Genomic DNA, 26,261 nt, shown 5'->3' with positions numbered 1-26,261 from the left:
CTCCGGCAGTCAGAAAGGGTCAGAGTAGACCCAGTTGTTCGACCTCAGGTGCGCGTGGCAATTCCGGCAGTGCCGCCAGCCCCGGCAGGCGCTGCATCAGCCGTTGATGAAAACGCTGCGCCAGCGCCGCAGCCAGGCGGTTGTCCGAGGTGTGCAGGAAGATGTACGGGCTGCGCCCTTCTTCGATCCAGGCGCCAACCTTTTCCACCCACGGCGTCAGGAAGGGCTCATTGGCCTCCAGTTGCGGGTGGCCGATGAAGCGCACCTGGGGATGCTGGCTGAAGGCTGCCGGGCGCGGCGGTACCTTGGGCTTCTTGGCCTGGGCATGCAGCACCGCGGGGTCGCGGGAGGTGCAGCTGAACAAGGCTCGCGGGTCCAGGCACACACGTTCCACGCCGCAGGCATGCAATAACCGGTTGAGTGCGCGTTCTTCCTCGCCTTTCGCGAAAAACGCGGGGTGACGCACCTCCACCGCCACGGGCACACCGATCTGCTGCAGAAACTGGTCCAGTTCCGCCAGCCGCGCTGGGCCGAAGGAGGCCTGCAACTGCAACCAGTACGGCGCAACGCGACGCCCCAGCGGGGCCATCAGCCGGGTGAAGTCGAACGCAGGCTCCAGCTGGTCACGCAGGTCACCCTCGTGGCTGATATCCCGTGGGAACTTGGCAGTAAAACGGAAATGCTCTGGCATCACCTGGGCCCAGCGGGCGACAGTCGCGGGCGCAGGCCTGGCGTAGAACGTGGTGTTGCCCTCAACGGCGTTGAATACCTGGCTGTACAGGCCGAGCATCTCGTTGCTGCTCGCATCGGCAGGGTACAGGTACTCACGCCAGGCGCTTTCGCTCCACGACGGGCAACCCAGGTAGTAAGGCAATGGCGACGGAATCATCCGTCAAATGTACAGGTCCAGCCCCAGCACTTCCATGTCCCAATCGGTGAAACCGGCAGTACTCAGGTAGCTGGCCAGCGCCGTGGCGGTGCGCCTGTCACGGGCGCGGGGGAACACCATGTCCTGCTGGCGGGCAGGCAATGCAGAACGACGGCGGGGGGTAGGCTCCTGGGCAAGTTGCTCCTCAACCACTTCCGCATCATCCACGGATGCTTCGCGCACCCCAGCCTTGCGCGGCGGGCGCTTGATTGGGTAAGACTGCGAGGAGAAACCGTCGATACGCATGGGAGAGCACTCAGGGCCAGTGATGGCAATCTAGCAGCATCGGGCACTTGTTACTAATGCCCGATTGATAACTTGACCACATTTCGAGCAAAGAGTTATAGCGCTATCGGTAATAACCGACGAGTAGCATCAGGCCTTCTTGGGCGTCGCCACATTGTCGCGCAGGTACACCGGTTGCGCCTGGTCAGCTGCAATGGCCTCCCCACGCGCCCAGGCGAAGCTGGCCAGGCTCAGCACGTCTTGCGCACCGGGCAAGGCAGTGGCGTTGCTGGCCTGCACGGGCACAGCCAGCCGGTCGGCATAACCCCACCCGGTCCCGGCGCCGAACCATTGGCCGGTGCTGCCCTCAGGCAATGCCACCTGCTCGGGCGGCAACACCGCTTCGGCGCCCACCAGGCGCATTTCACCTGCGCAGGCCTGGTAGCAGCCCCAGTACACTTCATCCATGCGCGCATCGATGGCGGCCGCCACCTGTTGTGCGCCCTGCTCGCGCAGGGCCCCCTGGGCAAGGGCGGCGAGGTTGGACACCGGCAGCACCGGGCGCTCGAGTGCGAACGCCAGGCCCTGCACCACACCGATGGCAATGCGCACACCGGTAAAGGCACCCGGGCCACGGCCAAAGGCGATGGCATCCAGCGCGCCAAGCGCTACCCCGGACTCGGCCAGCAGCTGCTTGATCATCGGCAGCAGCTTTTGCGCGTGCATACGGGGGATGACTTCGTAGTGGCTGGTTACCTTGCCGTCATGCAGCAGCGCAACGGAACAGGCTTCGGTAGCGGTATCCAGGGCCAACAGGGTGGTCATCGAACGGGTTTCCAGGTGCTTGGGAGAACGCAGCAGTATAAAGCAGCGACAGCGGGCGGGGGAACGTTATGGTGAGGCTGGGCGCACGGGGCGCCCAACCTGATCGGCTCAGCTCAGCGCGGTCAGCACCTTGGCAGTGATTGCCTCGACCGAACCCACGCCCTCGATGTGGCTGTACTTCGGCTTGCCGGCGTTTGCCTGGGACAACTTCTGGTAGAACTCCACCAGCGGCTTGGTCTGGCTGTGGTAGACCGACAGACGATGGCGCACCGTCTCTTCCTTGTCGTCGTCGCGCTGGATCAGGTCCTCGCCTGTCACATCGTCCTTGCCTTCCACTTTCGGCGGGTTGTACTGGATGTGATAGGTGCGGCCCGAAGCCAGGTGCACACGGCGGCCAGCCATGCGGCCAACGATCTCTTCGTCATCCACGGCGATTTCGACCACGGCGTCGATGGCCACGCCGGCTTTGACCATGGCCTCGGCCTGCGGGATGGTGCGCGGGAAGCCGTCGAACAGGCAGCCGTTGGCGCAGTCAGGCTGGGCGATGCGCTCCTTGACCAGGTTGATGATCAGTTCATCGGACACCAGCTGGCCCGCATCCATGACTTTTTTCAGTTCCAGGCCCAGTGGGGTGCCCGCCTTGACGGCGGCACGCAGCATGTCACCGGTGGAAATCTGCGGAATACCGAACTTTTCGGTGATGAACTTTGCCTGAGTACCTTTACCGGCCCCGGGAGCTCCCAGCAGAATTACGCGCATCTTGTGCTCCTCAAATTTTTTTATGGAATTCAATGGATTCGGCGACCAGGGCCAAGTCCGGAAATATCGGTATGGCCATAAAGCGGCCAGAGGGCTGCTCAAGATACACAGCGCCCGGCAGCCAGACAAGCGTCCCAAAGTTGCAGGAATGCGCCACTTGAGGCCAACCCTGCAGGCGGTTGCGCCCGTCGCAACCCGGCTGCCAGCACCCGCGCACAAGGCGCAGCAATGTGCGCGTGGGCACTCCCCCTACAGCCTCAACCGGTGTTGCGCAGCCCCGCTGCAATCCCCGCCACTGTCACCAGCAAGGCCTGCTCCAACGGGCTGTCCAGCGCGGCTTCGCGGGCGCGCGAGCGCGCCAGCAGCTCGGCCTGCAGCCGGTGCAGCGGGTCCAGGTAGGTGTTGCGCAGGCTGATGAATTCGAGGGTTTCCGGGCTGTGTGCCAGTAGCACCGGTTGCCCGGTCAGGGTCAGTACCGCCTGGCACGACTGCGACAATAGGTCGCGCAAATGCGCACCTAAAGGAAGCAGTTCAGGTTGCACCAGACGTTCGTCGTAGGCCTCGGCGATCTGCGCATCGGCCTTGGCCAGCACCATCTCGAGCATGTCGATGCGGGTGCGGAAAAACGGCCATTGCTCACGCATCTGCGCCAGCATCGCCCCTTGCCCACTGGCCAGTGCATTGTTCAGGGCGGTTTCCCAGCCCAGCCATGCCGGTAGCATCAGGCGGGTCTGGGTCCACCCGAAAATCCACGGAATGGCCCGCAGGCTTTCGATACCCCCGGCGCGGCGTTTGGCCGGGCGGCTGCCCAGCGGTAGGCGGCCCAGTTCCTGCTCTGGGGTGGACTGACGGAAATACTCGACGAAGTCCGGCGTCTCGCGCACCACTGCGCGGTAGGCCTTGACGCCGTCGGCGGCCAATTGGTCCATCACCTCGCGCCAGGCGGGTTGCGGCGGCGGCGGGGGCAGCAGGGTCGCCTCCAGCACCGCGGCCAAGTACAGGTTGAGGTTCTGCTCGGCGATGCCCGGCAGGCCGAACTTGAAACGGATCATCTCCCCTTGCTCGGTAGTACGGAACCGGCCGGCGACCGAGCCAGGCGGCTGCGACAGGATGGCGGCGTGTGCAGGGCCACCACCGCGCCCTACCGTGCCGCCTCGGCCATGGAACAGCAGCAGCTCAACCTCATGCTCGGCGCAGATGCGCACCAGGCTCTCCTGGGCGCGGTACTGCGCCCAGGCGGCGGCCGTGGTGCCAGCATCCTTGGCTGAATCGGAATAACCGATCATCACTTCCTGTGGGCCGTGCAGGCTGTCACGGTAACTGGGCAGCCCCAGCAGGCGCTGTATCACCGGGCCGGCGTTGTCTAGGTCCGCCAGGGTTTCGAACAGCGGCGCCACACGCATCGGGCGGGTCAGGCCGGCTTCCTTGAGCAGCAGTTGCACGGCCAGCACATCAGAGGCTGCGCCAGCCATCGAGATCACGTAAGACCCCAGCGAAGCGCCTGGCGCGGCTGCGATCTCCCGGCAAGTGGCAAGCACTTCGGCGGTGTCGTCCCCAGGCGTGAAATGCCCGGGCAGCAACGGCCGGCGATTCTTCAGTTCATCCTGCAGGAAGCTGATGCGCTGGTCTTCGTCCCAGTCCGCATAACGCCCAAGGCCGAGGTACTCAGTGATTTCACTCAAGGCATCGCGGTGGCGGGCAGCGTCCTGACGCACGTCCAGGCGTACCAGGAACAGGCCGAAGGTAACGGCCCGGCGCAGGCAATCCAGCAGCGGGCCATCGGCAATCACCCCCATGCCGCATTCGTTCAGGGAGTCGTAGCACAGTTGCAAAGGCGCAATGAGGTCACGGTTATCAACCAGCACCTCGGCGCCGGGCGGCTGGCTGCCCGCAAGGGCGGCATGTGCCCAGGCGCGCGTGGCCCGCAGGCGGTCGCGCAGTTGCTTGAGCAGTGCACGGTAAGGTTCAGCGCTGTCCCCGACACGCTCGCGCAAGGCATTGCTGGCCTGCTGCATGGACAACTGCGCTGCCAGCGCGTCGATGTCGCGCAGGAACAGGTCGGCGGCCATCCACCTGGCCAGCAGCAGCACTTCGCGGCTAACCGCGGCAGTGACATTGGGGTTGCCATCCCTGTCACCGCCCATCCACGACGCAAAGCGGATTGGCGCGGCGTCGAGCGGCAAGCGCAGGCCTGTGGCATCGTGCAAGGCCTTGTCGACCTTGCGCAGGTGACTGGGAATTGCCTGCCAGAGCGAATGCTCGATGACGGCAAAGCCCCACTTCGCTTCATCGACAGGTGTAGGGCGTGTGCGGCGGATTTCTTCGGTGTGCCAGGCCTCGGCAATCAGCCGGCGCAGCCGTTCACGCACCTGCTCGGCCTCCTGAGGGGTCAGGTCACGGTGGTCTTGAGCAGCCAGTTGCCCGGCAATGGCGTCGTATTTCTGGATGAGGGTGCGGCGTGCCACCTCGGTAGGGTGCGCGGTCAGCACCAGCTGGATATCCAGCGCAGCGACCTCGTCGGCCAAGGCCTGGTTGCCATGGCCAGCTTGTTTCAGACGGGCCAGCAACTCTGGCAGCACCCTCGCCTCGAAGGGTTCGGGCTGGTCGCCATCACGACGGCGGATCAGCTGGTACTGCTCGGCCATGTTGGCCAGGTTCAGAAACTGGTTGAAGGCCCTGGCCACCGGCAGCAGGTCATCCTCTGCCAGGTCGCCGAGTGTTGAACTGAGCTGTTCGCCCGCGCTGCGGCGATCGGCCTTGGCGCTGTGACGAATGGCTTCGATCTTCTGCAAAAACGCTTCGCCATGCTGCTGGCGAATGGTCTCACCCAGCAGCTCGCCCAGCACATGGACATCTTCACGCAAACGCACATCGATATCGGTCATTGGCCCTCTCTGTGGCGCAGCTCAGGCGCCTTGCATCCCTGGTAAGGCTTCGCGCACAGCCGGTGAAGGCCGTGGTTGCATCAAGAGTGCCTACAGCCAGGGCGCAAAGGCAAGCCACCTTCGGCCAAAGCAAACTAAAGTGAAGCCACGACACTCCCATGCACTGCATGCCTTTTGACAGGCGTTACCAGAGGCCACCATGAAAATACGTGAACTCGCCCAGCACTGGGAACAAAATGCCGCCGGCGCCCTCAGCCGCACAGAACATGTGTTGCACCTGGACCTGGAGTCCGAAGCGCGTCTGGCCGCATTGATCGACATGTACCCCAAACGCACCGCCGAGGAACTGCTCGGCGAACTGGTAGCTGCGGCCCTTGAGGAACTGGAAGCCAGCTTCCCTTACGTGCAGGGCCACCAGGTGATCGCCACCGATGAGGAAGGCGACCCGCTGTACGAGGATGTGGGCCCTACCCCCAGGTTTCTGGCGCTATCACGCCATCACCTGCACGCACGCGCCAAGCCTGGCGACGGCGAGCAATGACACAGCCCGTTGTACCGGAAATTGGCGAGCGCACCCGCCCAGGCGGGACTTGCCCGGGCCTGGGCGCTGACCAACCAGTCAGAAATTGTTGGCCAACCGAGGGAGATTTTTCTGAACTATTCGAAAAATGTTCCAGTCGGAGCCAATAGCCATCACGCTAAAACCCTGCACACCGGTACTTGTGCGTCATTCAGCTGAAGCGTACGGAAACGGTTGGGGGGGATGAGCGATGGACTGCTACGGACATCGTCATTATCAGGAGTGATCCAATGGAGCTGACCACCATGAAAACCCGCACTTTCAAACCGTCATCCTCTCACGTGCGCGGGTTCAAGCTGGCCGCGCTGGCCCTGGGCAGTAGCCTGGTCCTGGCCGGCTGTGCAGGCAACCCGCCGACCGAGCAGTACGCGGTAACCCAGTCCGCCGTGAACGCTGCCGTGAGCGCAGGGGGCACCGAGTACGCTGCTGTCGAAATGAAAGCAGCACAGGACAAGTTCAAGCAGGCCGAAATCGCCATGCATGACAAGAAGTACGACGAAGCCAAGCGTCTGGCCGAGCAGGCCGAATGGGACGCTCGCCTCGCCGAACGCAAGGCCCAGGCGGCCAAGGCCCAGAAGGCCGTGCAGGATGCCCGTCAGGGCGTTCAGGACGTACGTGAGGAAGGCCTGCGCAGCGCTCAGTGAGCCCTGCCCCGCCAACCCTAGCCTTCGTATTCGATCAAAGGATGAACACTATGCGCAAACACGTCATGATTCCCGCTCTTCTGGCCCTCAGCGTTGGTCTGGCAGCCTGCTCCCACGACCCGAACGCCAACCTGGAAGCGGCACGCACCAACTTCTCGTCGCTGCAGAGCGATCCGCAAGCCAGCAAAGTGGCAGCCCTTGAAACCAAGGATGCCCAGGACTGGCTGAACAAGGCCGACAAGGCCTACATGGACCGTGAAGACGACAAGAAGGTCGACCAGCTGGCCTACCTGACCAACCAGCGCGTCGAAGTGGCCAAGCAGACCATCGCCCTGCGCACCGCAGAAGGTGACCTGAAAAACGCCGCTGCCCAGCGCGCCCAGGCCAAACTGGACGCCCGTGACGCCCAGATCGCCAAGCTGCAGCAGAGCCTGAACGCCAAGCAAACCGACCGTGGCACCCTGGTGACCTTCGGCGACGTGCTGTTCGACTTCAACAAGGCCGAGCTGAAAAGCAACGCTTACCCGAACATCACCAAGCTGGCCCAGTTCCTTCAGGAAAACCCTGAGCGCAAGGTGATCGTAGAGGGCTACACCGACAGCGTCGGTTCGGCCAACTACAACCAGTCGCTGTCCGAGCGCCGCGCTGGCAGCGTGCGCATGGCACTGGTTCGCGCAGGCGTAGACCCGGCTCGCATCGTGTCGCAGGGCTATGGCAAGGAGTACCCGGTAGCGGATAACTCCAGCAACTCTGGCCGTGCCCAGAACCGTCGCGTAGAAGTCACCATCTCCAACGACAACCAGCCGGTAGCACCGCGCTCGTCGATGCGCTAACACGCGTTCGGCTGTGGGAACCAGCCTCGCTGAGCGCTGATGCCCGCCGCTTGAGCACAGGGCCCCGGCCGGGCTTCAAAAAATCCGATATCAGCTTACTGGTATCGGATTTTTTCATTCAGGCCCGCAGCAGTTGCAAGCCGTACCTTAAGGGTACATCATGATAGCTACCGTTGGCACTGCGTGCGACCTTGGGCTCGGGCGGATGTTTTATGAATGACAGAGAAGAATTAGAGTTTGATAGATTGCAGGCCGAAGTCCACAAACTGACATCTGAAGCAAGAAAGCTGATAGCCGAAACGCAGAAAATCAAGCGGGAAACAATTTTTTACCCGTTCGTAGCAGTCGGCGGCTTGGTGACGGTGATAGTCACCGCTGCTGCATTTGTTCACAAGCTCTGAAAAACGGGCTTCCCTCACCCATACTTCCGCCTATCGGGCTTGAGCTTTATGCTCATCCGGGCGAAAGTATCGCTAACCCTGGGGCTTGCAACAGGCAAGGCGTTGAACCCCAAGCGAGGAAGAATATGAGCCACGATCAAGCTATCCGGCAAATGCGGGAAAATTTGGCCCTATTGAGCAGTGAAATTCGCGAGAGCGCTCAACATGACACCCTCAAGATGATCGTGTCCGCCACGGCTGGCGCTGTATTTGCGCTCGCGATGAGCTGGCTGGCCTTCACTCTGTTCTCCTGAACGATGCTGGCCTCAGCGCCTCGCGTCTATCTATATACCCATGAAACGAATTCAAAAATACGGTCCGCCATCTGCAGGCGATCTTGCACGGATCAAGCGTGAGCTGAATTTTACCAGCCCTCAGATGGCCGATCTCGCTGGCTTGGCACAGGGTGCTCAGTGGCGCAAGTATACGGGCGGGGCCACGCCACGAGAGCTTGGTATGCAGATGCATTTCTACATGGCCGCCATGCTCGCATTGACCCACGATGAGCTCGTAAAGGTCATCGAACTAATGCGATCACAAGGGGCAGAGGTTGAGCTGGCAACGCCGCCCACGGTGTCAAACACCTGAAGGGCGTACCCTCACGAAGCGATGAATCTCGAAAAAGTCCGCCTCTTCTTACCTTTTGTTGCGAACACGCTCACAACCGCTTGACCACCGCCACACTTTCACTGCACCTGCTGAGGCGTTTCTTCGCCCATGCACCTCACCGCGCGTTTGCGGTTATCCACCAGTACGCCCGTCAGGCCCTTCTGCTGGGTATCGAACAGCACCAGCACGCCATCTACGCACTGCGCTACTTGCAACGCCGGCTCCAGCGAGACTTTGTAGTCTTCGCCGGGTACGGTCTTGAGCATGGTGAAATCCTGCAGCAACAAGGCATCCTGCGGTTTGGCAAAGTGCAGGTAACCGTAGTACCACAAGGCCCCAACCGTCACGATGATCGTGCCAACACCAGTAAGGATCAGCGGTATGGCGTTGCGTTCTTCACTCATTGCGGGGCCTTCTCGTCAGGGGAATTCGGTAGCTCGGCCAGCCGCCTCAGGCTGCTGAAGTGGCTGGGGTCATCCAGAAAACGCAGCATCACTTCGCGCCAGGTGGGGTCGGCGAACGTTTGCACGTGCCCGCCCCGGGTCAGCTGCAACACCCGGGGTGGCGGCGCGTGCTGGTACAGGCGGATCACGTTGTCCATCGGCACCAGGTCATCGTCGATGCTGTGGAAGAACAGCTTGGGCGGGCTGGTCAGCTGCTCGATGGCGTTGATTGCGCTGTCGCTGTCCGGCACCAGCCACGACAACGGCACCTGCAGCGGCCAGGTCATCCAGGACGTGCTCAACGCGTAACGGCCCACCGCGCGGTAGCTGGCCGGCACGCCGTCAAACACCAGTGCACTGAAGCGTTGGCGCTGCTCGGGGTGCGCGGCCAGGTAGTGAATGGCCATGGCGCCGCCAAGGCTTTGGCCGAGCAGCACCAACGGCTTGCCCTTGACCTCCGGCGCCTGGTCGAGCCAGGCCATGGCAGCAGCGATGTCCTGGTACACCTCCGGCAACCGGGGCTTGCCTTCCGACAAGCCATAGCCGCGGTAGTCGATCAGCAACACCTGGTAGCCCTGCTCCGGCAGCCAGTAACTGCCCCCCAGGTGCCCGGGCAGGTTGCCGCCATTGCCGTGCAGGTGCAGCACCGTGCCTTTGACCGGCACACCCGCTTTGGCAGGCAGCCACCAACCGTGCAACCGCACACCGTCGGCCGCAACCAGGGTGACATCCTGGTATGCAAGCTTGGCACGCTCCGGGGTGAATGCCTGGCCACGCTCGGGATAGAACAGCAGGCTGCTGCAGCCGTTCAGGGCCAGCATGGCGATGACCACGGCAAGCAGGCGGCGCACGCTACAGAATGTTGGCGTAGTCGGTTTCAATACGGTCCAGGCTCAGGTGGTTGAGGAAGTTGGAAAAGCACATCCAGGCCGATAACGCGTTAAGGTCGCGGAATTGCTCCGGCAGGTACTTGGGCGGCTCCACCAGGCCTTCCTCGACCAGCTGGCGCAAGGTGCGCATGTCTTCGAGGGTAGTCTTGCCGCAGAACAGCAAGGGGATCTGTTCCAGCTTGCCCTTCTTCACGGCCAACTGAATGTAGTTGTAAACCATGATGAAGCCCTTGAGGTAGGACAAGTCCTTGGTGAATGGCAGCCCATCCGGCACCGAGCCACGGAACACACGGCTGGCGTTGCTGTAGCTCTGCGCCATGTCGAAGCCCTGCTCATGGAAGAAGCGGTACACCTGCATGAAGTCGGCGCCCTCCTCAACCATATGGATGGCCCGGGTGCGGTTGGTGAGCTTGCGCAGGCGGCTGGGGTAGGATGCGAAGGCGATCACCTCCATCAAAATGGCCAGGCCCTCCTGGGTCACCGTCGAAGAAGGCGGGCCCTTGGCCAGGAAGGTACAGATGGGCTGGTTCAGGCCGTTGAGCGTTGTGCCCACATGCACCAGCCCCTCATGCACTTCCAGCGCCCGCACGTCACGGGCATTGAACATGGCGTCGGCGCGCACCTTGATATAGTCGGCGCCCGCTGCGGCGTCGGCGACGATGCCATCGGACTCGAATACCCGGATGGTGCTCTCGGCCTCACCAAACACGGTGTTCAAGCGCCGCTGCAAAATGGCCACGGCTTCCTTGGCGGTCAGGTTCTTGGGTTCGTCCTTGAGGTCGCCACGGCCATCAATGTTGTTCAGGTAATCCGAGAGCATCAGGCCGAGGTCGGCCAAGGTCGGGTCGCCGGCGTGGAACACGTCGGACGCCGCGCCGTACAACTCCTGGGAAATCAGCCCGAAGTCCTCGGTGCCACGGGCCTCGAGCATTCGCACCACCATGCGGTACTCGCGGCACATGCGCTTCATGATCTGCCCTACCGGGCTGAACTGGCCGAGCTGACGGATGATGTCACGCTCGATGGCCTGGAACTCTGCCTTGACCGCGCTAGAGTCAAAGCCCAGCGGCCGCGCGTGGTAGTAGGCACGGTCAACGGCTGGGGGCTCCTTGCCCTTGGCTTCGAAGAACCCCTGGCGGATGCCGTCGTCCCACTTCACCGCATCCAGCACCCGGATGGGGGTTTGTGCCGCGACGATGCGATCGGACAGGGTACGTATGGTTTGTTGGTATTCGTCCAACGGGTACTCCTTCTGCGGGGCCGGGGGTGACACTGCTGGCAGATGCGCGAGGCTTTAGCCGCGAAGAGGGCAACGCGTCACTTGCCGGATCGCTGGAACCGCGCGGCTTCCACGAACAGGTCGGAATTGGCGGGGTCCTCCAGGTAGGCAAACACGCGGGCCGGCGGGCTGTCGACCAACACACCCTCGCCATTATCCTGCGGCACCTCGGTGCTGTGGCCGCTCAGCTCCTTGCTGTCCACGGCCTGCTGAACCTGCTGGAGGTCCAGGTCATAGACCACCAATTGTTTGCCATCGACGATATCGAAGCCGCCGATGACGAAGTTGCCGCCCAGCGTGTGCGGCACACGGGCCGACAGGTACCAGCGGTTGCCGTGGCGCGACACGGTAAAGATGTACTCCTCGGGGGCCTTGCCCTTGGCTGTGGCCACCGCCTTGTAGGCATCCGCACCGCTGCGGCTGATCACCAGTTGCAATGGCTCACCCCAGGCATCCTTGCTGTGCCACTTGCCCAGCAGCCCTTTGGGCGCCGCCTGGTTACCAGGCAAAGGCTGTGGGAATGTCACCAGACAACCGCCCAGCATCAGGAATGACAGCGTCAACAGCACCACACGCCAGGCTTTCATCAGGTTCTCCTTGAGTGACGACCCATGCTCAGGCCGATGCCAGCACCAGTTGCAGGTATCGGGTAAGCATAGCGAGCATCTGCCCATCGGCTTGCGCATCAGCGCCCTTGAGCAGGCCCTGATATTCCATCTGCTCGATAATCGCCGTCAACATCTGCGCATCCTGTTCGGGCTGGCGCGAGCCAACAACCTGCAGCAGTTGCCGCGTTCCGTGCAGCAGGATCTGCTCGTGGGCGCGCACCAGCGCGGCCAGCCGGGGGCACAGCAGCGCCTCTTGGCGAAACCCCTGCTCGGCCATGAGAAAGTCACGCCGGTTGAGCAACTGGCGCTGCACGTAGTCAGCGGTCATGGCTGCCACTTCGTTGGCCAGCCGCGCGCGTGCCTGCGGGCTGCCATCACCCTGGGCGAGCAACTGGCGCAGCACCCCTTCGGTGTTGGCCCACAGCTTGGCCATGTAGGCGGCGCTGCGCTCGACATACTGGGCGAAAGAATCGGCGAGCAGGTCTTCGATGTCCTTGAAATAGTAGGTCGTGGCCGATAGGGGCACACCGGCTTCTGCGGCGACGGCGCGATGACGCACGCCGCGCACGCCATCGCGCACCACGATGCGCATGGCAGCGTCGAGGATGCGCTGACGGCGCTGTTCGCTGCCCAGGCGGGCAGTTTTGCGTCCTTGGTATTGCACGCTCTCGGCGACGGCGGTGGCGATGCCGGCGGCGCCCTGGTCAGGCATGGCAGGTGTCACGGGATAACCTCGGGAACTGGGGTGTCGCAGACAATACCAAATGTTCGGTGGGAACATGCCGTTGGCTCGTCATAGAACGCAAATGGGGCCGCAAAGCGGCCCCAAATGACATACCTGTATGCAGCAGACTCAGCCCTGCGGGCGCATGTGCGGGAACAGGATCACGTCACGAATCGATGGCGAATTGGTCAGCAGCATCACCAGGCGGTCGATACCGATGCCCTCACCTGCAGTCGGCGGCATGCCGTACTCCAGCGCGCGCACGAAATCGGCATCGTAGTGCATGGCTTCGTCGTCACCGGCGTCCTTTTCCGCCACCTGGGCCAGGAAGCGCTCGGCCTGGTCTTCGGCGTCGTTCAGCTCGGAGTAGGCGTTGGCAATCTCGCGGCCACCAATGAACAGCTCGAAGCGGTCGGTAACGGCGGGGTTCTGGTCGTTGCGGCGTGCCAGCGGCGACACCTCGAACGGGTATTCGGTGATGAAGTGCGGCTGCTCCAGCTTGTGCTCGACCAACTCTTCGAAAATCATGACCTGCAATTTGCCCAGGCCCTCGTGGCCCAGCACTTTGGCGCCGGCCTTCTTGGCAATGTCGCGGGCGCGGTCCACGTCCTGCAAGTCTGCTGCAGTCAGCTCAGGGTTGTACTTGAGGATCGAGTCGAACACCGACAAGCGAACGAACGGCTCGCCGAAGTGGAACACCTTGTCACCGTACGGCACATCGGTACTGCCCAGAACCAGCTGCGCAAGCTCGCGGAACAGCTCTTCGGTGAGGTCCATGTTGTCGCGGTAGTCGGCATATGCCTGGTAGAACTCGAGCATGGTGAACTCGGGGTTGTGCCGGGTCGAGACGCCTTCGTTGCGGAAGTTGCGGTTGATCTCGAAGACCTTCTCGAAGCCACCCACCACCAGGCGCTTGAGGTACAGCTCAGGCGCGATGCGCAGGAACATGGCCATGTCCAGGGCATTGTGGTGGGTTTCGAACGGCTTGGCGGCCGCACCACCTGGGATGGTCTGCAGCATCGGCGTTTCCACCTCGAGGAAGTCACGCTCGATGAGGAACTTGCGAATGTGCGAGATCACCTGGGAACGCACACGGAAGGTGTGGCGGGTTTCCTCGTTGACCATCAAGTCGACATAGCGCTGGCGGTAGCGCTGCTCGGTGTCGGTGAGGCCGTGGTGCTTGTCTGGCAGCGGGCGCAGCGACTTGGTCAGCAGGCGCACGTTGGTCATTTCGACGTACAGATCACCTTTGCCCGAGCGGGCCAGGGTACCCTCGGCGCTGATGATGTCGCCCAGGTCCCAGGTCTTGACCGCCGCCAGGGTTTCCTCAGGCAGGGTCTTGCGGTTGACGTAGACCTGGATACGGCCGGTCATGTCCTGGATAACCATGAACGAGCCGCGGTTGAGCATGATACGGCCAGCTACCTTGACCGGGATCGCGGCTGCTTCCAGCTCTTCCTTGGTCTTGTCCACGTACTGCTTCTGCAGGTCGTTGCAGTAGCTGTCGCGACGGAAGTCGTTGGGGAAGGCGTTGCCTTTGGCGCGCTCCGCGGCAAGTTTTTCCTTGCGCAGGGCGATCAGGGCGTTTTCTTCCTGTTGCAGGTCTTGCGATTCGGTCTTCAGGTCGCTCATGTCGTCAGTCTTTCCATCAGGTATTCGTTGCCCTTGTCGGGCAGGGCACGCGACCCCGGCCAGTGGCCGGGTATCGCGGCGGTGGTGTTCGGCTTACAGCCCCTGCTTGAGGCTGGCTTCGAGGTACTGGTCGAGGTCGCCATCGAGCACCTTCTGGCAGTCGCTGCGCTCGACACCGGTGCGCAAGTCCTTGATGCGCGAGTCGTCCAGCACGTAGGAGCGGATCTGGTGCCCCCAGCCGATGTCCGACTTGCTGTCCTCGAGTGCTTGCGAGGCGGCGTTGCGCTTCTGCATCTCCAGCTCGTACAACTTGGCCCGCAGCATTTTCATGGCGGTGTCCTTGTTGGCGTGCTGGGAGCGTTCGTTCTGGCAGGCCACCACGGTATTGGTTGGCACGTGGGTGATACGCACCGCCGAGTCGGTGGTGTTCACGTGCTGCCCGCCGGCGCCGGACGAGCGATAGGTGTCGACACGCAGGTCGGCCGGGTTGATTTCGATTTCAACCTTGTCGTCGATTTCCGGCGACACGAACACGGCCGAGAACGACGTATGGCGACGGGCGCCGGAGTCGAACGGGCTTTTGCGCACCAGGCGGTGCACGCCGATTTCGGTACGCAACCAGCCAAACGCGTATTCGCCCTTGATATGCACGGTGGCGCCCTTGATGCCCGCCACTTCACCTTCGGACAGCTCGATGATGGTGGCGTCGAACCCACGCTTGTCGGCCCAGCGCAGGTACATGCGCAGCAGGATGTTGGCCCAGTCCTGCGCCTCGGTACCGCCAGAACCGGCCTGGATATCGAGGTAGGCGTTGTTCATGTCCATCTCGCCGCTGAACATGCGACGGAACTCAAGTTGCGCCAGGGATTCCTCCAGGGCCTGCAGCTCGGTCTCGACATCGCTCACGGCGCCTTCGTCACCCTCCTCGACGGCCATGTCGAGCAGGTCCTTGCAGTCGGACAGCCCGTTGGCCATCTTGTCCAGGGTTTCCACCACCTGGGCCAGCATGGCGCGCTCGCGGCCCAGGGCCTGCGCGTACTCGGGTTTGTTCCAGACGTTGGGGTCTTCCAGCTCGCGGTTGACTTCGATCAGGCGGTCATGCTTGTGATCGTAGTCAAAGATACCCCCGAATGGACTGGGAACGCTCGGTGAGGTCCTTGATGGTGTTCAGGATCGGTTGGATTTCCATGGGCGGGCTACTCGTGCGAATTCGGTGAAAAGCCTGCGAGTATAACCGAGTATGCGGTTTGCCGTAACGGGGTAGCGGTGGTGGGCCAGGCGCCGCGGTTGCGGCGCATCGCGCGTCTGCTTGCGCCTACCGGGCGGCAGGCGCGCGGGTTCAGGCGATACCAACCTGGTTGCGGCCGCCGTTCTTGGCCTGGTAAAGGCCTTTGTCGGCGGCGGATATCAGCTGCCGGCAATGGCTGCCGATTGCCGGTACCTGGGTGGCCAGGCCCACGCTTACGGTCAGGTGCGAGCCGGCCTCGGGTGCGGTGTGGGGAATGCCCAGGGCCAGCACCGTCTGGCGCAGCTTCTCGGCAACCAGCCTTGCACCGCCCGGTGAGGTGTTGGGCAGCACCAGCGCAAATTCCTCGCCGCCATAGCGGGCCGGCAGGTCGCTGGGGCGCGACGACGAACTGCGAATGGCCTCGGCCACCCGGCGCAAGGCCTCGTCACCTGCCAGGTGGCCGAAGCTGTCGTTGAAGGCCTTGAAATAGTCCACGTCGATCATCAGCAGCGACAGCTGTTGCTGCTCGCGCATGGCCCGGCGCCATTCCAGCTCAAGGTATTCATCGAAGTGCCGGCGATTGGACAGCCCGGTCAAACCGTCGGAGTTCATCAACCGCTGCAGCATCAGGTTCGAATCCAGCAGCTGCTGCTGGCTGACACGCAAGGCACGGTAGGCTTCGTCGCGCTGAAGCAGCGTGAGGTAGGAGCGCGAGTGGTAGCGAATACGCGCCACCAGCTCGATGGTGTCTGGCAGCTTGACCAGGTAATCGTTTGCGCCTGCGGCAAATGCAGCACTCTTGACCAACGGGTCTTCCTTGGTCGACAGGACGATGATCGGGATGTCCTGGGTGGCCGGGTTGCTGCGGTACTCGCGCACCAGCGTCAACCCGTCCAGGCCAGGCATGATCAAGTCCTGCAGAATGACCGTGGGCTTGATCCGCATCGCCTGCAACACCGCCTGGTGCGGGTCGGCACAGAAATGGAAGTCGATATTGTCCTCATTGGCCAACCCCCGCCGCACGGCCTCGCCGATCATTGCCTGATCGTCCACCAACAGCACCATCGCCGAATTCTCGTCGGTGCTCGCGAAACCTTCGATCGGTAAATCATTCATGCCTGTTCACCCGATCACTGCCGGCCTGGCGGCGTGATTCAATACACTTCGTCATTTTGCGAAAACTTCCATCAAGCGCCCGGCGATGCGTTCGAGCGGGCGGATTTCCACTGCGGCATCAATTGCCGCAGCAGCCTTGGGCATGCCATAGACCGCACTGCTTGCCTGGTCCTGGGCGATGGTCAGAAACCCTTGCTGGCGCATCATTTTCAAACCTTGCGCACCGTCGCGCCCCATACCTGTGAGCAGTACCCCCACCGCATCCCCAGACCAGTAACGCGCCACGCTCTCGAAGAACACGTCGATGGAAGGGCGGTAGATTTCATTCACCGGCTCGGCAGTGTAGGCCAGTTGGCCGTTCTGGAGCAGGCGCAGATGGTGGTTCGTGCCGGCCAACAGCACTTCACCGGGCTGCGGTGGCTCGCCGTCGCGTGCCAGCCGCACGTGCAGCCCGGCCGCGCTGCTGAGCCATTCGGCCATGCCTGCAGCAAACACCTGGTCCACGTGCTGAACCAGCACGATGGCGGCCGGAAACGCCGGCGGCAAGCCCTTGAGCAGCACCTCAAGGGCAGCCGGCCCACCGGCTGAGGAGCCAATGGCCACCAGGCCGCGGCGCTGGGACACTTCCCGTAGCGGTGCGGCCACGTGCCGCGGTGCAGGCGGGCGCTGCTGGCCGATCAGCCAACTGATGTTGAGGATCTTGCGCAACAGCGGTGCTGCCGCCTCGCGCGCGTCCCCAGCGCCAAGCGCTGGCGTGTCCACCACATCCAGCGCGCCGTGGCCCATGGCCTCGAACACCCGGTGCACATTCTGCTTACGGTCGACCGTGACGATGACGATGGCACAAGGGGTGTCGGCCATGATCCGCCGGGTTGCCTCCACGCCATCCATCACCGGCATGATCAGGTCCATCAAGATCAGGTCGGGGAGGCGCTCGGCACAGTGCTGGACAGCTTCGGCACCGTTGCTGGCCACCCAGACCACTTCGTGGGCAGGCTCCAGGGCGATCGCCCGGCGCAAGGCCTCAACGGCCAGGGGCATGTCATTGACGATGGCGATCTTCATCCCTGAGCACCTCCAATCAGCTCGACCACAGCATCCAGCAACGCATCGTCGTGGAAACTGGCCTTAGCCAAATAGTAGTCGGCCCCGGCATCCAGACCACGCCGTCGGTCTTCCTCGCGGTCCTTGTACGACACCACCATCACCGGCAATGACTGCAGGCGCTGGTCACGCCGCACCAGGGTGACCAGCTCGATGCCGTCCATGCGCGGCATGTCGATATCGGTGATCAGCAGGTCGAAGTCGTCGCCGCGCAGCGCATTCCAGCCGTCCATGCCGTCCACTGCCACGTCGACATCATAGCCGCGGTTGCCCAGCAGCTTGCGCTGCAGTTCGCGCACGGTCAGCGAATCGTCCACCACCAGAATACGCTTGCGAGCCACCCCTGCCGCCCCGCCGCTACCGCGTTCGACCCGTTCGAGACTGCCGGTGCTCAGCAGCTTGTCCACGGAGCGTAACAAGTCTTCCACGTCCACAATCAGCACCACTGAACCATCGTCCAGCAGAGCGCCCGAAGAAATGTCCTGTACCTTGCCCAGGCGCGGGTCCAGCGGCATTACCACCAGCACCCGCTCGCCAATCAGGCGCTCCACCGCCACCCCGTAGAGCTGTTCACGCTCGCGGATCACCACCACGCGCAGGCTGCCCTGGTCGGCCTGGGCCGGCGGGCGGTTGAGCAATTGGCTGGCCGCCACCAGGCCAACGTGTCGGCCTTCGTGCCAGAAATGCTGCCGGCCCTCGATCTGCACGATCTCCTCGGCGGTCACTTCCAGCGCATGTTCGATGTGGGCCAGCGGGAAGGCGTACGCCTCGCCGCCTACTTCTACCACCAGGCTGCGTACAACCGACAAGGTCTGGGGCACCTGCAGGTGGAAACGACAGCCCTGCCCCGCAGTCTGGGTCAGCTCGATGGCGCCACGAAGCTCACGGACCATATGCTGCACAGCGTCCAGCCCGACGCCGCGGCCCGACACTTCCGTAACTTTGTCACGCAGGCTGAAGCCGGGCAGGAACAGGAACGTGAGCAGTTCGTCGTCGCTCATGCGCAGTACGGTTTCAACCGGTGACAAGGCCCGCTCGACGATACTGGCACGCAGGCGGTCCAGGTCGATGCCGGCACCGTCGTCCAGCAGTTCCAGGCTGAGCATGCCGGCATGGTGTGAGGCGCGCAGGCGAATCAAACCTTCCTCGGGCTTGCCCAGCAGCAGGCGGCGTTCGGGCGATTCAATGCCGTGGTCCACGGCATTGCGCAGCAAGTGGGTCAGCGGTGCCTCGAGCTTTTCCAGCACATCGCGATCAACCTGGGTTTTCTCGCCCTCCACCACCAGGCGCACCGGCTTGCCGAGTGAGCGGCCCAGGTCGCGGACCATGCGGCTCTGGCCGGCCAGCACATCGGCAAACGGGCGCATGCGGCAGGCCAGGGCGTTGTCGTACAGCAGTTGTGCGCGCTGGCTGGCCTGCCAGCCGAATTCATCCAGGTCCGCTGCCTGCTCGCGCAGGGTCTGCTGGGTTTCGCCCAGCACGCGCTGGGTCTGCGCCAGGGCGTCGAGTACCTCGCTGCCCAGGCCGCTGGCTTCCAGTTGCAGGCGCAGGCCGTCGAGGGCCTGCATGCCCTGGCCATGCAGGCGCTTGAGGCGTTGCAGAGTGGCCAGGTAGGGCTTGAGCCGCTGGGTTTCCACCAGCGACTTGCTGGACAGATCAAGCAGGCTGTTGAGCCGGTCGGCGGTTACCCGCAGCACCCGCTCTGCGCCCTCACCTTCACGCCGCCCGGCTTTGCGCCGCGGGGCGACTTCGGGCACCGGCGGTTCCATGGCCACAGCCAGTGGCGCAGGCGATGGCTCAGGGGGCGGCGTAACCGGTGCAACCGCCGCCACCGGCAGGGCAGCCCCCGGGTCAAGCAACGCGGCCATCTGCGCCAGGAAGCCCGGTACGCTGCCCTGCGCCCCGGCATCGCCAGGCGTGGCGATGCGCATCAGCAGGTCAGTGCCCTGCAGCAAGGCGTCGATATGCTCGGCGGTAAGGCGCAAGCGGCCTTCCTGGGCAGCGACCAGGCAATCCTCCATCACGTGGGCAACGCTGACGCCGGCATCCACCCCGACGATACGCGCCGCGCCCTTTAGGGAGTGGGCGGCGCGCATGCAGGCTTCGAGCTGGTCAGCCTGGGTGGGGTTGCGTTCCAGGGCCATCAGGCCAGCGCTCAGCACCTGCGTCTGGGCATCGGCCTCCAGGCTGAAGAGTTCGAGCAACGATGCATCGCGCATTTGCTCTGGGGTCATGAAAGGCTCCGCTGCACCGCAGACAGTAATTGTTGTTCGTCCAGCACACGCACGCTGCGCCCCCGCCACTGCAGTACCGCAGCCGTGAAGCGTACTGCGTCCTGGGCGCTGCCCAGCAGGCCAGGGTCGAGGCGGTGAATGCCGTCGATCTCTTCGACGGCCATCACCACCGGCCCGCCGTCTGCCGCCAGCGTCAGCATGCGCGGGGTAGCCCGGCTACCGCGCTGCTCACCCGCACCCGCCGATGCCCCCAGCAACTCGGCCAGTGACAGGCAAGGCACCAGGGCACCACGCACGTTGGCCACCCCCAACAGCACCCGTGAACGCTGATGGGGCAGCGAGTGAATGGCTTGCAGGGGCGCAACTTCAGCCAGGCAGGCGGTTGGCAATGCCAGCCATTCATCGCCCAGGCGAAACAGCAGCATGGACCGGCCGGCGCGGTCTTCAGCAGGGGCAGGCTGGGCAGCCTCACGGTCTTGCAGCAGTGCATAGCGGTCCAGCAAGCGTGTGGCCGCAGCAGCGTGCACTTCGCAGTTGCGGCAGTGAATGTGCCGCTGCAGCAGCGGGCACTGCTTGTTGCCGTGCACACCAATGCGGTTCCAGCAATCATCGATGGTGACATCGGTTTCAGCGAGCAGGTTGATCGAGGACTCGTTGTTCATTGGCCAGGCTCCCGACCCGCACGCACGGCGCGGTCCTGCAGGCGCCTGGCGCCGGCCAGGTCACCCTGGGCGGCCAGCAGCGCGGCCAGGTGCACCAAGGCCTCCGGGTGCTGGGGTTGCAGGTACAGGGCTTTGCGATAATGCGTCAGGGCTTGCGGCGCATCGCCTTCGGTGTCACTGAGCAGCCCCAGCCAGTAATACACCTGTGCGCTTGGGGCGAACTGACGCAGGTAACGCTGGCATTCGCTGCGGGCCTGCTGGCTGTCGCCGGCGTTGGCGCAGCGGGCGATACTGGCCAGCAACTCGCGTTCGGTATCTGTGCTGGCTTCGCCCTGAAGGGAGCGTGCCGGCGCGCCAGCGACGGCTGCACGCAGCGGGCGAGGCAGGGGCGCCGAGGGCGGCGACTTACCGGGCATGTACAGCGCCGAGGGGCTGCGAGGGGGCACGGGAACGCTCCGCGCGCTTTTTCCATCAGCGACGGATGGCAGCGCCGGGAGGGTTTCTTCCTGGCGCACGTAAGCAAAGGACTGGGGTATGCCCAAGGGGCGCATGCCCATGCGCGCCAGCAGGCTGCCTTCAGCGGGGCCGATGAACAGCACGCCCTGGGGGTGCAGCAGGCGCTTGAGGGTTTCGAATACCCGCTGCTGGGTCGGCACGTCGAAGTAGATCAGCAGGTTGCGGCAGAAAACAAAGTCGTACAGCCCGTCGCGGCTGGCCAACGCGGGGTCCAGCACATTGCCTACCTGCAGGCTTACCCGCTGGCGTACGCGCTCGTGCAGGCGATGGCCGTCTTCCTGGGCTTCGAAGTGTCGCTCGCGAAAGCCCAGGTTATTGCCCCGGAAGGCATTGCGCCCATAGGTCGCCTGGTTGGCTTTGGTCACCGAAATAGGGCTGATGTCCATGCCGTCGATCAAAAATGACGGGGGCGCCACACCGGCATCGATCAGCGCCATTGCCAGCGAGTAGGGTTCTTCACCCGTGGAACACGGCAGGCTCAGCAACCGCAGGGGCCGTGCCCCGGCGAGTTCGGCCAGGCGTTTATGGGCCAGGCTGGCCAGGGCGGTGAAAGAGTCCGGATAACGGAAAAACCAGGTTTCCGGCACGATCACCGCTTCGATCAGCGCCTGTTGCTCGTCGTGCGACTGCTGCAAGCGCAGCCAGTAGTCATCCAGCCCGTTGGCCTGCAGTGCAGTGCACCGTTGGCGCAGGGCTCGCTCCACCATCGGCGCCCCCACCGAGTCCACGTCCAGGCCAATACGTTCGCGCAGGAAGTTGAAGAAGTGTTGCTCGTTCATGTCGACGCCCCGCTTGGCTCATCCACGTACAGCAACTGGTGCACGGTCTCAGGCAGCAGGTCACCGACCTCGATGCGCTGCAGCATGCCCTGGTCATCCTGGCGGACCGGGCCCAGGTAGGGCGCTGGCGCATTGTGTACGCCATAGGGTTTGAACTCGCCAGGGTGGCAACGCAAGGTTTCGGTAGCGTGCTCGAGCACCAGGCCAAGCTGCAGGCCGGCACGGTAGTGCACCAGTACCAGGCGGGTACTGGTGCGCTGCACGGCAGGCCGGCCGATGCACAGGGCGGTCAGGTCGACCACCGGCACCAGCCGCCCCCGGTGGGCAAGAATGCCGGCAACCCAGGCTGGCGCATGCAGCACCGGTTTGAGCGGCAGGCGCGGCAGCACCTCGACCACTTCATGCACGTTCAGGGCAAAACGCTGGTCATCGATGTGAAACAGCAAATACAACGTGCCCTTGTCGTGGTCCGCCTGCGCCGCGCGCGGTTGCATGTCGATCATCGCGGTCAGACTTTGAAGCGCGATACGCCGCCGCGCAGGCCGGCAGCCACCTGGCTCAGCTCATCGATGGCAAAGCTGGCCTGGCGCAGCGATTCCACCGTCTGGGTGCTGGCATCGCTCAACTGGGCCAGTGCCTGGTTGATCTGCTCGGCGCCCGTGGCCTGGGCCTGCATGCCCTCGTTGACCATCAGCACGCGGGGTGCCAGGGCCTGCACCTGGTGAATGATCTGGCTGAGCTGCTCACCCACCTGCTGCACTTCGAACATGCCGCGGCGCACTTCTTCGGAGAACTTGTCCATGCCCATGACCCCAGCCGACACTGCCGACTGGATCTCGCGCACCATCTGCTCGATGTCATAGGTGGCGACGGCTGTCTGGTCGGCCAAGCGCCGCACTTCGGTCGCTACCACCGCAAAACCACGGCCGTATTCGCCGGCTTTTTCCGCTTCAATGGCGGCGTTGAGCGACAGCAGGTTGGTCTGGTCAGCCACTTTGACGATAGTTACCACCATCTGCGTGATGTTGCTGGCCTTCTCGTTGAGAATGCCCAGCTTGGCGTTGACCAGGTCGGCCGCCCCCATCACCTGGTGCATGGTGTCTTCCATGCGCGCCAGCCCCTGCTGGCCGGAGCCGGCCAGGCTCGATGCCTGGTCGGCGGCGGAGGTCACCTCGGTCATGGTGCGCACCAGGTCACGCGAGGTGGCGGCAATTTCACGGGACGTGGCACCAATCTCGGTGGTAGTGGCGGCCGTCTCGGTGGCCGTGGCCTGCTGCTGCTTGGAAGTGGCAGCGATTTCGGTTACCGACGTGGTGACCTGCACCGACGAGCGCTGAGCCTGGGCGACCAAGTTGGCCAACGATTCCGCCATCTCGTTGAAGCCGCCTTCGATGGCGCCGAATTCGTCCTTGCGCGCCAGGTTCAGGCGCATGCTCAGGTCACCCGAGCGCAGCTTGTCCAGGGCGGTGACGATCTGTTTCATGGGGGCGGTGATGGCACGCAGCAGCAGCCACCCACAAATGCCGGCGGCCGCAATGGCCATCAACAGCGACACCACCATGCTGCCTTTGGCGGTGGCCACGGCGCTGACGATCTCGCGGGTTGCCGCATCGGCAGACAAGCGGTTCTGTTCGATCACTTCGTTCAGGTGCTTGCGACCCTCTACCCACGTCGGGGTCAGGACGTCGGTGATCAGGCGCTGGGCCTCGGCGTAGTTGCGCTGGCGGTAAGCATCGAGCACCTGGCCGATTTCACCGACGTAGGTCTGCTCCAGCTGGACGAAGGCCTCGAAGCGCGCCTGGTCCTCACCGCTACGGATGGTGCTCTGATAGCTGGCCATGTGCTGCTTGAGCCGGTCTTCGAAGCTTTTGAACAGCTCGAGGTCGGCCGAAGACAGTTCGCGGCGGTCGGAAAGCCCCACCAGTTGCTGGCTGGTGACATAACTGTCCACCCACGCACTGCGGATCATCGAGCTGTAGTAGACGCCTGGAATGTTGTTGGTGCCCACCGCTTCCTCGGCAGTCTCGATGGTCACCAACCGCGAGTAGGCTGCCACGATCATCAACAGCATGATGGTGATGATCACGGCAAAGCTTGCCAGGATCCGTTGGCGCAACGTCCAGTTCTTCACATTCAGCCCTCAGGAATTCACTACGAGCGGGAAAAATCGTCGAAGTATAGCCCAGGCGCCCTACAGTTTTGCGGCTCAAATGCGGGCAGTGGCCGCAAAATGCCACCTCACTGAGGCGGCCGTGTTGCCTAGGCCTGGGCGGCAGCCTGCCGGGCCTGCTTTTCAAGCTCTTCGCGCAGCCCCGGCTGCAGGCCCAGACGGCGAGCCAGCTCGTCCAGGTAGGCACGCTCCATGAAGTTCTCCTGGTCGACCATCATCAGGCTGGCCAGGTACATTTCTGCGGCTATCTCCGGCGTTTGCGCGGCGCTGGCCACTTCTGCCGGGTCCAGCGGCTTGTTCAGCTCCGCATGCAGCCATTGCTGCAGCTGGCCGTCATTGTCCAGGCGGGTGAACTCGCCTTCGATCAGCGCCCGCTCCCGGTCGTCCACGTGGCCGTCGGACTTGGCGGCTGCCACCAGCGCCCGCAACACCGCCTGGCTGTGCTGCTCCACTTCAGCGGGTGGTACACGGTCTACGGTCTGCGGCTGCACCGCAGCACCCTGCTGGCTGGCCTGCCAGTTGCCGTAGGCTTTGTACGCCAGTACACCGAGCGCAGCCAAGCCACCATAGGTCAGGGCCTTGCCACCGAACTTGCGGGCCTTCTTGCTGCCCAGCAGTACCCCCAGCGCGCCCCCGCCCAGCAACCCGCCACCGGCGCCCGACAGCAGCCCGCCCAGGCCACCGGCGCCAGCCCCAGGCTTACCACCGCCCGCCTGTTTTTCGAGCAGTTGCTGACCCGATTTGAGCAGTTGATCCAGCAGGCCCCGAGTATTCATCGGTGCGTCTCCACATAAAGGAAATGAACAGCCAGAGTAAGACTTGCCCTACAACTCGCCACAGCGGATTTGCATCCGGATGTTGCATTGACCGGCAAAAAGCCAACTAGACTCGATATCGCCAGCACCTCCCGAACAAGAACTCCACAAGAGGGAACACCATGTCAGTGCACAAGACCGCATGGCTCGGCGCCTTGTCGACCGCCCTGCTCGCCAGCGCCGGCCTGCAGGCCGGCGAACCGCTCAAGGCGCTGGGCCCGGGCGAAGGGCGCCTGGACATCGTCGCCTGGCCTGGCTACATCGAGCGCGGTGAAAGCGACAAGGCCTACGACTGGGTAACCGGTTTCGAGCAGCAGACCGGTTGCAAGGTCAGCGTCAAGACCGCCGCCACCTCGGACGAAATGGTCAGCCTGATGACCAAGGGCGGTTATGACCTGGTGACCGCTTCCGGTGATGCCTCGCTGCGCCTGATTGCCGGCAAGCGGGTACAGCCGATCAATACCGCACTGATTGCCAACTGGAAGCACATCGACCCGCGTTTGCAGAACGGTGGCTGGTACGTGGTCGACAAGCAGGTCTATGGCACACCCTATCAGTGGGGCCCCAACGTGCTGCTCTACGACACCCGTGTTTTCCCCCAACCGCCCACTACCTGGGGGGTGGTGTTCGTCCCGCAGGACCTGCCTGACGGCAAGCCCAACAAAGGCCGCGTGCAAGCGTACGACGGGCCTATCTACATCGCCGATGCCGCGCTGTACCTGAAATCAGCCAGGCCCGAACTGGGCATCGCCGACCCCTACGAACTCACCGAACCGCAGTACCAGGCGGTGCTGGAACTGCTGCGCCAGCAGCATCCGCTGGTGCATCGTTACTGGCATGACGCCACGGTGCAGATGAGCGACGTGAAAAACGAAGGCGTGGTCGCCTCAAGCTCATGGGGCTACATGGTCAACGGCCTGAAAGCCGACAACCAGCCAGTCGCCTCGACGATTCCCAAGGAGGGTGCGACCGGCTGGGCGGACACCACCATGCTGCACACCGAGGCCAAGCACCCCAACTGCGCCTACCAGTGGATGGACTGGTCACTGCAACCCAAGGTGCAGGGCGATGTGGCCGCCTGGTTCGGCTCGTTACCCGCCGTACCGGCTGCCTGCACCGGCAGCCAGCTGCTGGGCGCTGAAGGCTGCAAGACCAATGGTTTCGATAACTTCGACAAGATTGCCTTCTGGAAAACCCCACAGGCGCAGGGCGGCAAGTTCGTGCCCTACAGCCGCTGGACCCAGGACTACATCGCGATCATGGGCGGACGCTGAGGTTTTCTGAATGCCTGTGCCGGCCTCTTCGCGGGTAAGCCCGCGAAGGGAACAGCACA

Annotated in this window: 27 protein-coding genes; 7 read left to right on the top strand and 20 right to left on the bottom strand. The window is 63.5% G+C overall.

The window, feature by feature from the left end:
- Positions 1-19: 19 nt before the first annotated feature.
- The 5 genes from IAE36_RS05780 to ppc form a co-directional block, all read right to left on the bottom strand.
- Entirely contained in the window at positions 20-889 is an 870-nt protein-coding gene (locus IAE36_RS05780) for a DUF72 domain-containing protein (protein ID WP_201161835.1), read from the bottom strand.
- A gap of 3 nt (positions 890-892) precedes the next feature.
- Positions 893-1,174 (bottom strand): hypothetical protein, encoded by a 282-nt coding sequence (locus IAE36_RS05775; RefSeq protein ID WP_028634885.1) that lies wholly within the window; start codon positions 1,172-1,174, stop codon positions 893-895.
- 129 nt (positions 1,175-1,303) lie between these two features.
- Positions 1,304-1,978 (bottom strand): tRNA (adenosine(37)-N6)-threonylcarbamoyltransferase complex dimerization subunit type 1 TsaB, encoded by a 675-nt coding sequence (gene tsaB, locus IAE36_RS05770; protein ID WP_201211010.1) that lies wholly within the window; start codon positions 1,976-1,978, stop codon positions 1,304-1,306.
- A gap of 108 nt (positions 1,979-2,086) precedes the next feature.
- Entirely contained in the window at positions 2,087-2,737 is a 651-nt protein-coding gene (gene adk / locus IAE36_RS05765; RefSeq protein ID WP_028634883.1) for an adenylate kinase, read from the bottom strand.
- Between the two features lie 257 nt (positions 2,738-2,994).
- Positions 2,995-5,622: a phosphoenolpyruvate carboxylase gene (gene ppc, locus IAE36_RS05760; protein ID WP_201211000.1), complete on the bottom strand. Its 2,628-nt coding sequence runs from the start codon at positions 5,620-5,622 to the stop codon at positions 2,995-2,997.
- A gap of 199 nt (positions 5,623-5,821) precedes the next feature.
- On the opposite strand from ppc, the gene IAE36_RS05755 reads away from it, so the two are divergent.
- The 6 genes from IAE36_RS05755 (at position 5,822) to IAE36_RS05730 (ending at position 8,707) form a co-directional block, all read left to right on the top strand.
- Positions 5,822-6,163, top strand: coding sequence for a pilin assembly protein (locus IAE36_RS05755; RefSeq protein WP_201161839.1), 342 nt, complete (start codon positions 5,822-5,824; stop codon positions 6,161-6,163).
- Positions 6,164-6,432: 269 nt separating this feature from the next.
- Complete coding sequence (locus tag IAE36_RS05750) at positions 6,433-6,846, top strand: DUF4398 domain-containing protein (protein ID WP_028634880.1); 414 nt, start codon at positions 6,433-6,435, stop codon at positions 6,844-6,846.
- Positions 6,847-6,896: 50 nt separating this feature from the next.
- Positions 6,897-7,679, top strand: coding sequence for an OmpA family protein (locus IAE36_RS05745; protein WP_028634879.1), 783 nt, complete (start codon positions 6,897-6,899; stop codon positions 7,677-7,679).
- 212 nt (positions 7,680-7,891) lie between these two features.
- Positions 7,892-8,080, top strand: coding sequence for a hypothetical protein (locus tag IAE36_RS05740; RefSeq protein ID WP_201210993.1), 189 nt, complete (start codon positions 7,892-7,894; stop codon positions 8,078-8,080).
- A gap of 125 nt (positions 8,081-8,205) precedes the next feature.
- On the top strand, positions 8,206-8,373 hold the full coding sequence (locus IAE36_RS05735; RefSeq protein ID WP_201210991.1) for a hypothetical protein: 168 nt from the start codon (positions 8,206-8,208) through the stop codon (positions 8,371-8,373).
- 40 nt (positions 8,374-8,413) lie between these two features.
- Entirely contained in the window at positions 8,414-8,707 is a 294-nt protein-coding gene (locus tag IAE36_RS05730; RefSeq protein WP_201210987.1) for an XRE family transcriptional regulator, read from the top strand.
- A 98-nt stretch (positions 8,708-8,805) separates the two neighbouring features.
- Here IAE36_RS05730 and IAE36_RS05725 read toward each other — a convergent pair whose 3' ends face one another.
- The 15 genes from IAE36_RS05725 to IAE36_RS05655 all read right to left on the bottom strand — a co-directional run bounded on the left by IAE36_RS05725 (position 8,806) and on the right by IAE36_RS05655 (position 24,889).
- Complete coding sequence (locus IAE36_RS05725) at positions 8,806-9,132, bottom strand: hypothetical protein (RefSeq protein ID WP_028634878.1); 327 nt, start codon at positions 9,130-9,132, stop codon at positions 8,806-8,808.
- The gene (locus IAE36_RS05720; protein ID WP_028634877.1) at positions 9,129-10,052 is read right to left on the bottom strand and encodes an alpha/beta hydrolase; all 924 of its coding nucleotides are present in this window, start codon (positions 10,050-10,052) and stop codon (positions 9,129-9,131) included. The genes IAE36_RS05725 and IAE36_RS05720 overlap by 4 nt, the downstream gene beginning before the upstream one ends.
- Positions 10,024-11,301 carry a flavohemoglobin expression-modulating QEGLA motif protein gene (locus IAE36_RS05715; protein WP_028634876.1) on the bottom strand — a complete coding sequence of 426 codons (1,278 nt, stop codon included), beginning with the start codon at positions 11,299-11,301 and terminating at the stop codon, positions 10,024-10,026. Before IAE36_RS05715 ends, IAE36_RS05720 begins: the two co-directional genes overlap by 29 nt.
- 77 nt (positions 11,302-11,378) lie before the next feature.
- Complete coding sequence (locus IAE36_RS05710) at positions 11,379-11,927, bottom strand: hypothetical protein (RefSeq protein WP_028634875.1); 549 nt, start codon at positions 11,925-11,927, stop codon at positions 11,379-11,381.
- A gap of 28 nt (positions 11,928-11,955) precedes the next feature.
- Positions 11,956-12,660 (bottom strand): TetR/AcrR family transcriptional regulator, encoded by a 705-nt coding sequence (locus IAE36_RS05705; protein WP_201211185.1) that lies wholly within the window; start codon positions 12,658-12,660, stop codon positions 11,956-11,958.
- A 141-nt stretch (positions 12,661-12,801) separates the two neighbouring features.
- Positions 12,802-14,304: a lysine--tRNA ligase gene (lysS, locus tag IAE36_RS05700; protein ID WP_028634873.1), complete on the bottom strand. Its 1,503-nt coding sequence runs from the start codon at positions 14,302-14,304 to the stop codon at positions 12,802-12,804.
- Between the two features lie 93 nt (positions 14,305-14,397).
- Positions 14,398-15,493, bottom strand: a protein-coding gene (prfB, locus tag IAE36_RS05695) for a peptide chain release factor 2 (protein WP_154660095.1) whose coding sequence is annotated in 2 segments (ribosomal slippage) — positions 14,398-15,420 and positions 15,422-15,493 — 1,095 coding nt in all. Because the reading frame shifts where the segments join, the coding sequence is not laid out codon by codon here.
- Positions 15,494-15,643: 150 nt separating this feature from the next.
- Positions 15,644-16,648 carry a Wsp signal transduction system regulator diguanylate cyclase WspR gene (wspR, locus tag IAE36_RS05690; protein WP_028634871.1) on the bottom strand — a complete coding sequence of 335 codons (1,005 nt, stop codon included), beginning with the start codon at positions 16,646-16,648 and terminating at the stop codon, positions 15,644-15,646.
- A gap of 51 nt (positions 16,649-16,699) precedes the next feature.
- A complete protein-coding gene (locus IAE36_RS05685) occupies positions 16,700-17,713 on the bottom strand; it encodes a chemotaxis response regulator protein-glutamate methylesterase (RefSeq protein WP_201210986.1) in 1,014 nt (337 codons plus the stop codon).
- Positions 17,710-19,986: a hybrid sensor histidine kinase/response regulator gene (locus IAE36_RS05680; protein ID WP_060481798.1), complete on the bottom strand. Its 2,277-nt coding sequence runs from the start codon at positions 19,984-19,986 to the stop codon at positions 17,710-17,712. Before IAE36_RS05680 ends, IAE36_RS05685 begins: the two co-directional genes overlap by 4 nt.
- Positions 19,983-20,648, bottom strand: a complete 666-nt coding sequence (locus IAE36_RS05675) for a chemotaxis protein CheW (protein WP_201210985.1) — start codon at positions 20,646-20,648, stop codon at positions 19,983-19,985. Before IAE36_RS05675 ends, IAE36_RS05680 begins: the two co-directional genes overlap by 4 nt.
- Positions 20,645-21,943, bottom strand: a complete 1,299-nt coding sequence (locus IAE36_RS05670) for a CheR family methyltransferase (RefSeq protein WP_201210984.1) — start codon at positions 21,941-21,943, stop codon at positions 20,645-20,647. Before IAE36_RS05670 ends, IAE36_RS05675 begins: the two co-directional genes overlap by 4 nt.
- Positions 21,940-22,446 carry a chemotaxis protein CheW gene (locus tag IAE36_RS05665; RefSeq protein WP_028634866.1) on the bottom strand — a complete coding sequence of 169 codons (507 nt, stop codon included), beginning with the start codon at positions 22,444-22,446 and terminating at the stop codon, positions 21,940-21,942. Before IAE36_RS05665 ends, IAE36_RS05670 begins: the two co-directional genes overlap by 4 nt.
- Positions 22,447-22,451: 5 nt before the next feature.
- On the bottom strand, positions 22,452-24,074 hold the full coding sequence (locus IAE36_RS05660; RefSeq protein WP_201161847.1) for a methyl-accepting chemotaxis protein: 1,623 nt from the start codon (positions 24,072-24,074) through the stop codon (positions 22,452-22,454).
- A 128-nt stretch (positions 24,075-24,202) separates the two neighbouring features.
- A complete protein-coding gene (locus IAE36_RS05655) occupies positions 24,203-24,889 on the bottom strand; it encodes a tellurite resistance TerB family protein (protein ID WP_028634864.1) in 687 nt (228 codons plus the stop codon).
- Between the two features lie 161 nt (positions 24,890-25,050).
- Here IAE36_RS05655 and ydcS point away from each other — a divergent pair, with 161 nt between their 5' ends.
- A complete protein-coding gene (gene ydcS, locus IAE36_RS05650; protein ID WP_201210982.1) occupies positions 25,051-26,202 on the top strand; it encodes a putative ABC transporter substrate-binding protein YdcS in 1,152 nt (383 codons plus the stop codon).
- Positions 26,203-26,261 lie beyond the last annotated feature (59 nt).

Origin of the sequence: Pseudomonas sp. S36 (assembly GCF_016647875.1) — a bacterium.
Taxonomy (GTDB): Bacteria; Pseudomonadota; Gammaproteobacteria; order Pseudomonadales; family Pseudomonadaceae; genus Aquipseudomonas; species Aquipseudomonas parafulva.
This window is presented reverse-complemented; position numbering and strand designations above follow the sequence as displayed.

Excerpts from the sequence above, each read along its gene's own strand:
- IAE36_RS05780 (WP_201161835.1), bottom strand. The coding sequence starts at position 889 with ATGATTCCGTCGCCATTGCCTTACTACCTGGGTTGCCCGTCGTGGAGC.
- IAE36_RS05775 (WP_028634885.1), bottom strand. The coding sequence starts at position 1,174 with ATGCGTATCGACGGTTTCTCCTCGCAGTCTTACCCAATCAAGCGCCCG.
- tsaB (WP_201211010.1), bottom strand. The coding sequence starts at position 1,978 with ATGACCACCCTGTTGGCCCTGGATACCGCTACCGAAGCCTGTTCCGTT.
- adk (WP_028634883.1), bottom strand. The coding sequence starts at position 2,737 with ATGCGCGTAATTCTGCTGGGAGCTCCCGGGGCCGGTAAAGGTACTCAG.
- ppc (WP_201211000.1), bottom strand. The coding sequence starts at position 5,622 with ATGACCGATATCGATGTGCGTTTGCGTGAAGATGTCCATGTGCTGGGC.
- IAE36_RS05755 (WP_201161839.1), top strand. The coding sequence starts at position 5,822 with ATGAAAATACGTGAACTCGCCCAGCACTGGGAACAAAATGCCGCCGGC.
- IAE36_RS05750 (WP_028634880.1), top strand. The coding sequence starts at position 6,433 with ATGGAGCTGACCACCATGAAAACCCGCACTTTCAAACCGTCATCCTCT.
- IAE36_RS05745 (WP_028634879.1), top strand. The coding sequence starts at position 6,897 with ATGCGCAAACACGTCATGATTCCCGCTCTTCTGGCCCTCAGCGTTGGT.
- IAE36_RS05740 (WP_201210993.1), top strand. The coding sequence starts at position 7,892 with ATGAATGACAGAGAAGAATTAGAGTTTGATAGATTGCAGGCCGAAGTC.
- IAE36_RS05735 (WP_201210991.1), top strand. The coding sequence starts at position 8,206 with ATGAGCCACGATCAAGCTATCCGGCAAATGCGGGAAAATTTGGCCCTA.
- IAE36_RS05730 (WP_201210987.1), top strand. The coding sequence starts at position 8,414 with ATGAAACGAATTCAAAAATACGGTCCGCCATCTGCAGGCGATCTTGCA.
- IAE36_RS05725 (WP_028634878.1), bottom strand. The coding sequence starts at position 9,132 with ATGAGTGAAGAACGCAACGCCATACCGCTGATCCTTACTGGTGTTGGC.
- IAE36_RS05710 (WP_028634875.1), bottom strand. The coding sequence starts at position 11,927 with ATGAAAGCCTGGCGTGTGGTGCTGTTGACGCTGTCATTCCTGATGCTG.
- IAE36_RS05705 (WP_201211185.1), bottom strand. The coding sequence starts at position 12,660 with ATGCCTGACCAGGGCGCCGCCGGCATCGCCACCGCCGTCGCCGAGAGC.
- lysS (WP_028634873.1), bottom strand. The coding sequence starts at position 14,304 with ATGAGCGACCTGAAGACCGAATCGCAAGACCTGCAACAGGAAGAAAAC.
- wspR (WP_028634871.1), bottom strand. The coding sequence starts at position 16,648 with ATGAATGATTTACCGATCGAAGGTTTCGCGAGCACCGACGAGAATTCG.
- IAE36_RS05685 (WP_201210986.1), bottom strand. The coding sequence starts at position 17,713 with ATGAAGATCGCCATCGTCAATGACATGCCCCTGGCCGTTGAGGCCTTG.
- IAE36_RS05680 (WP_060481798.1), bottom strand. The coding sequence starts at position 19,986 with ATGACCCCAGAGCAAATGCGCGATGCATCGTTGCTCGAACTCTTCAGC.
- IAE36_RS05675 (WP_201210985.1), bottom strand. The coding sequence starts at position 20,648 with ATGAACAACGAGTCCTCGATCAACCTGCTCGCTGAAACCGATGTCACC.
- IAE36_RS05670 (WP_201210984.1), bottom strand. The coding sequence starts at position 21,943 with ATGAACGAGCAACACTTCTTCAACTTCCTGCGCGAACGTATTGGCCTG.
- IAE36_RS05665 (WP_028634866.1), bottom strand. The coding sequence starts at position 22,446 with ATGATCGACATGCAACCGCGCGCGGCGCAGGCGGACCACGACAAGGGC.
- IAE36_RS05655 (WP_028634864.1), bottom strand. The coding sequence starts at position 24,889 with ATGAATACTCGGGGCCTGCTGGATCAACTGCTCAAATCGGGTCAGCAA.
- ydcS (WP_201210982.1), top strand. The coding sequence starts at position 25,051 with ATGTCAGTGCACAAGACCGCATGGCTCGGCGCCTTGTCGACCGCCCTG.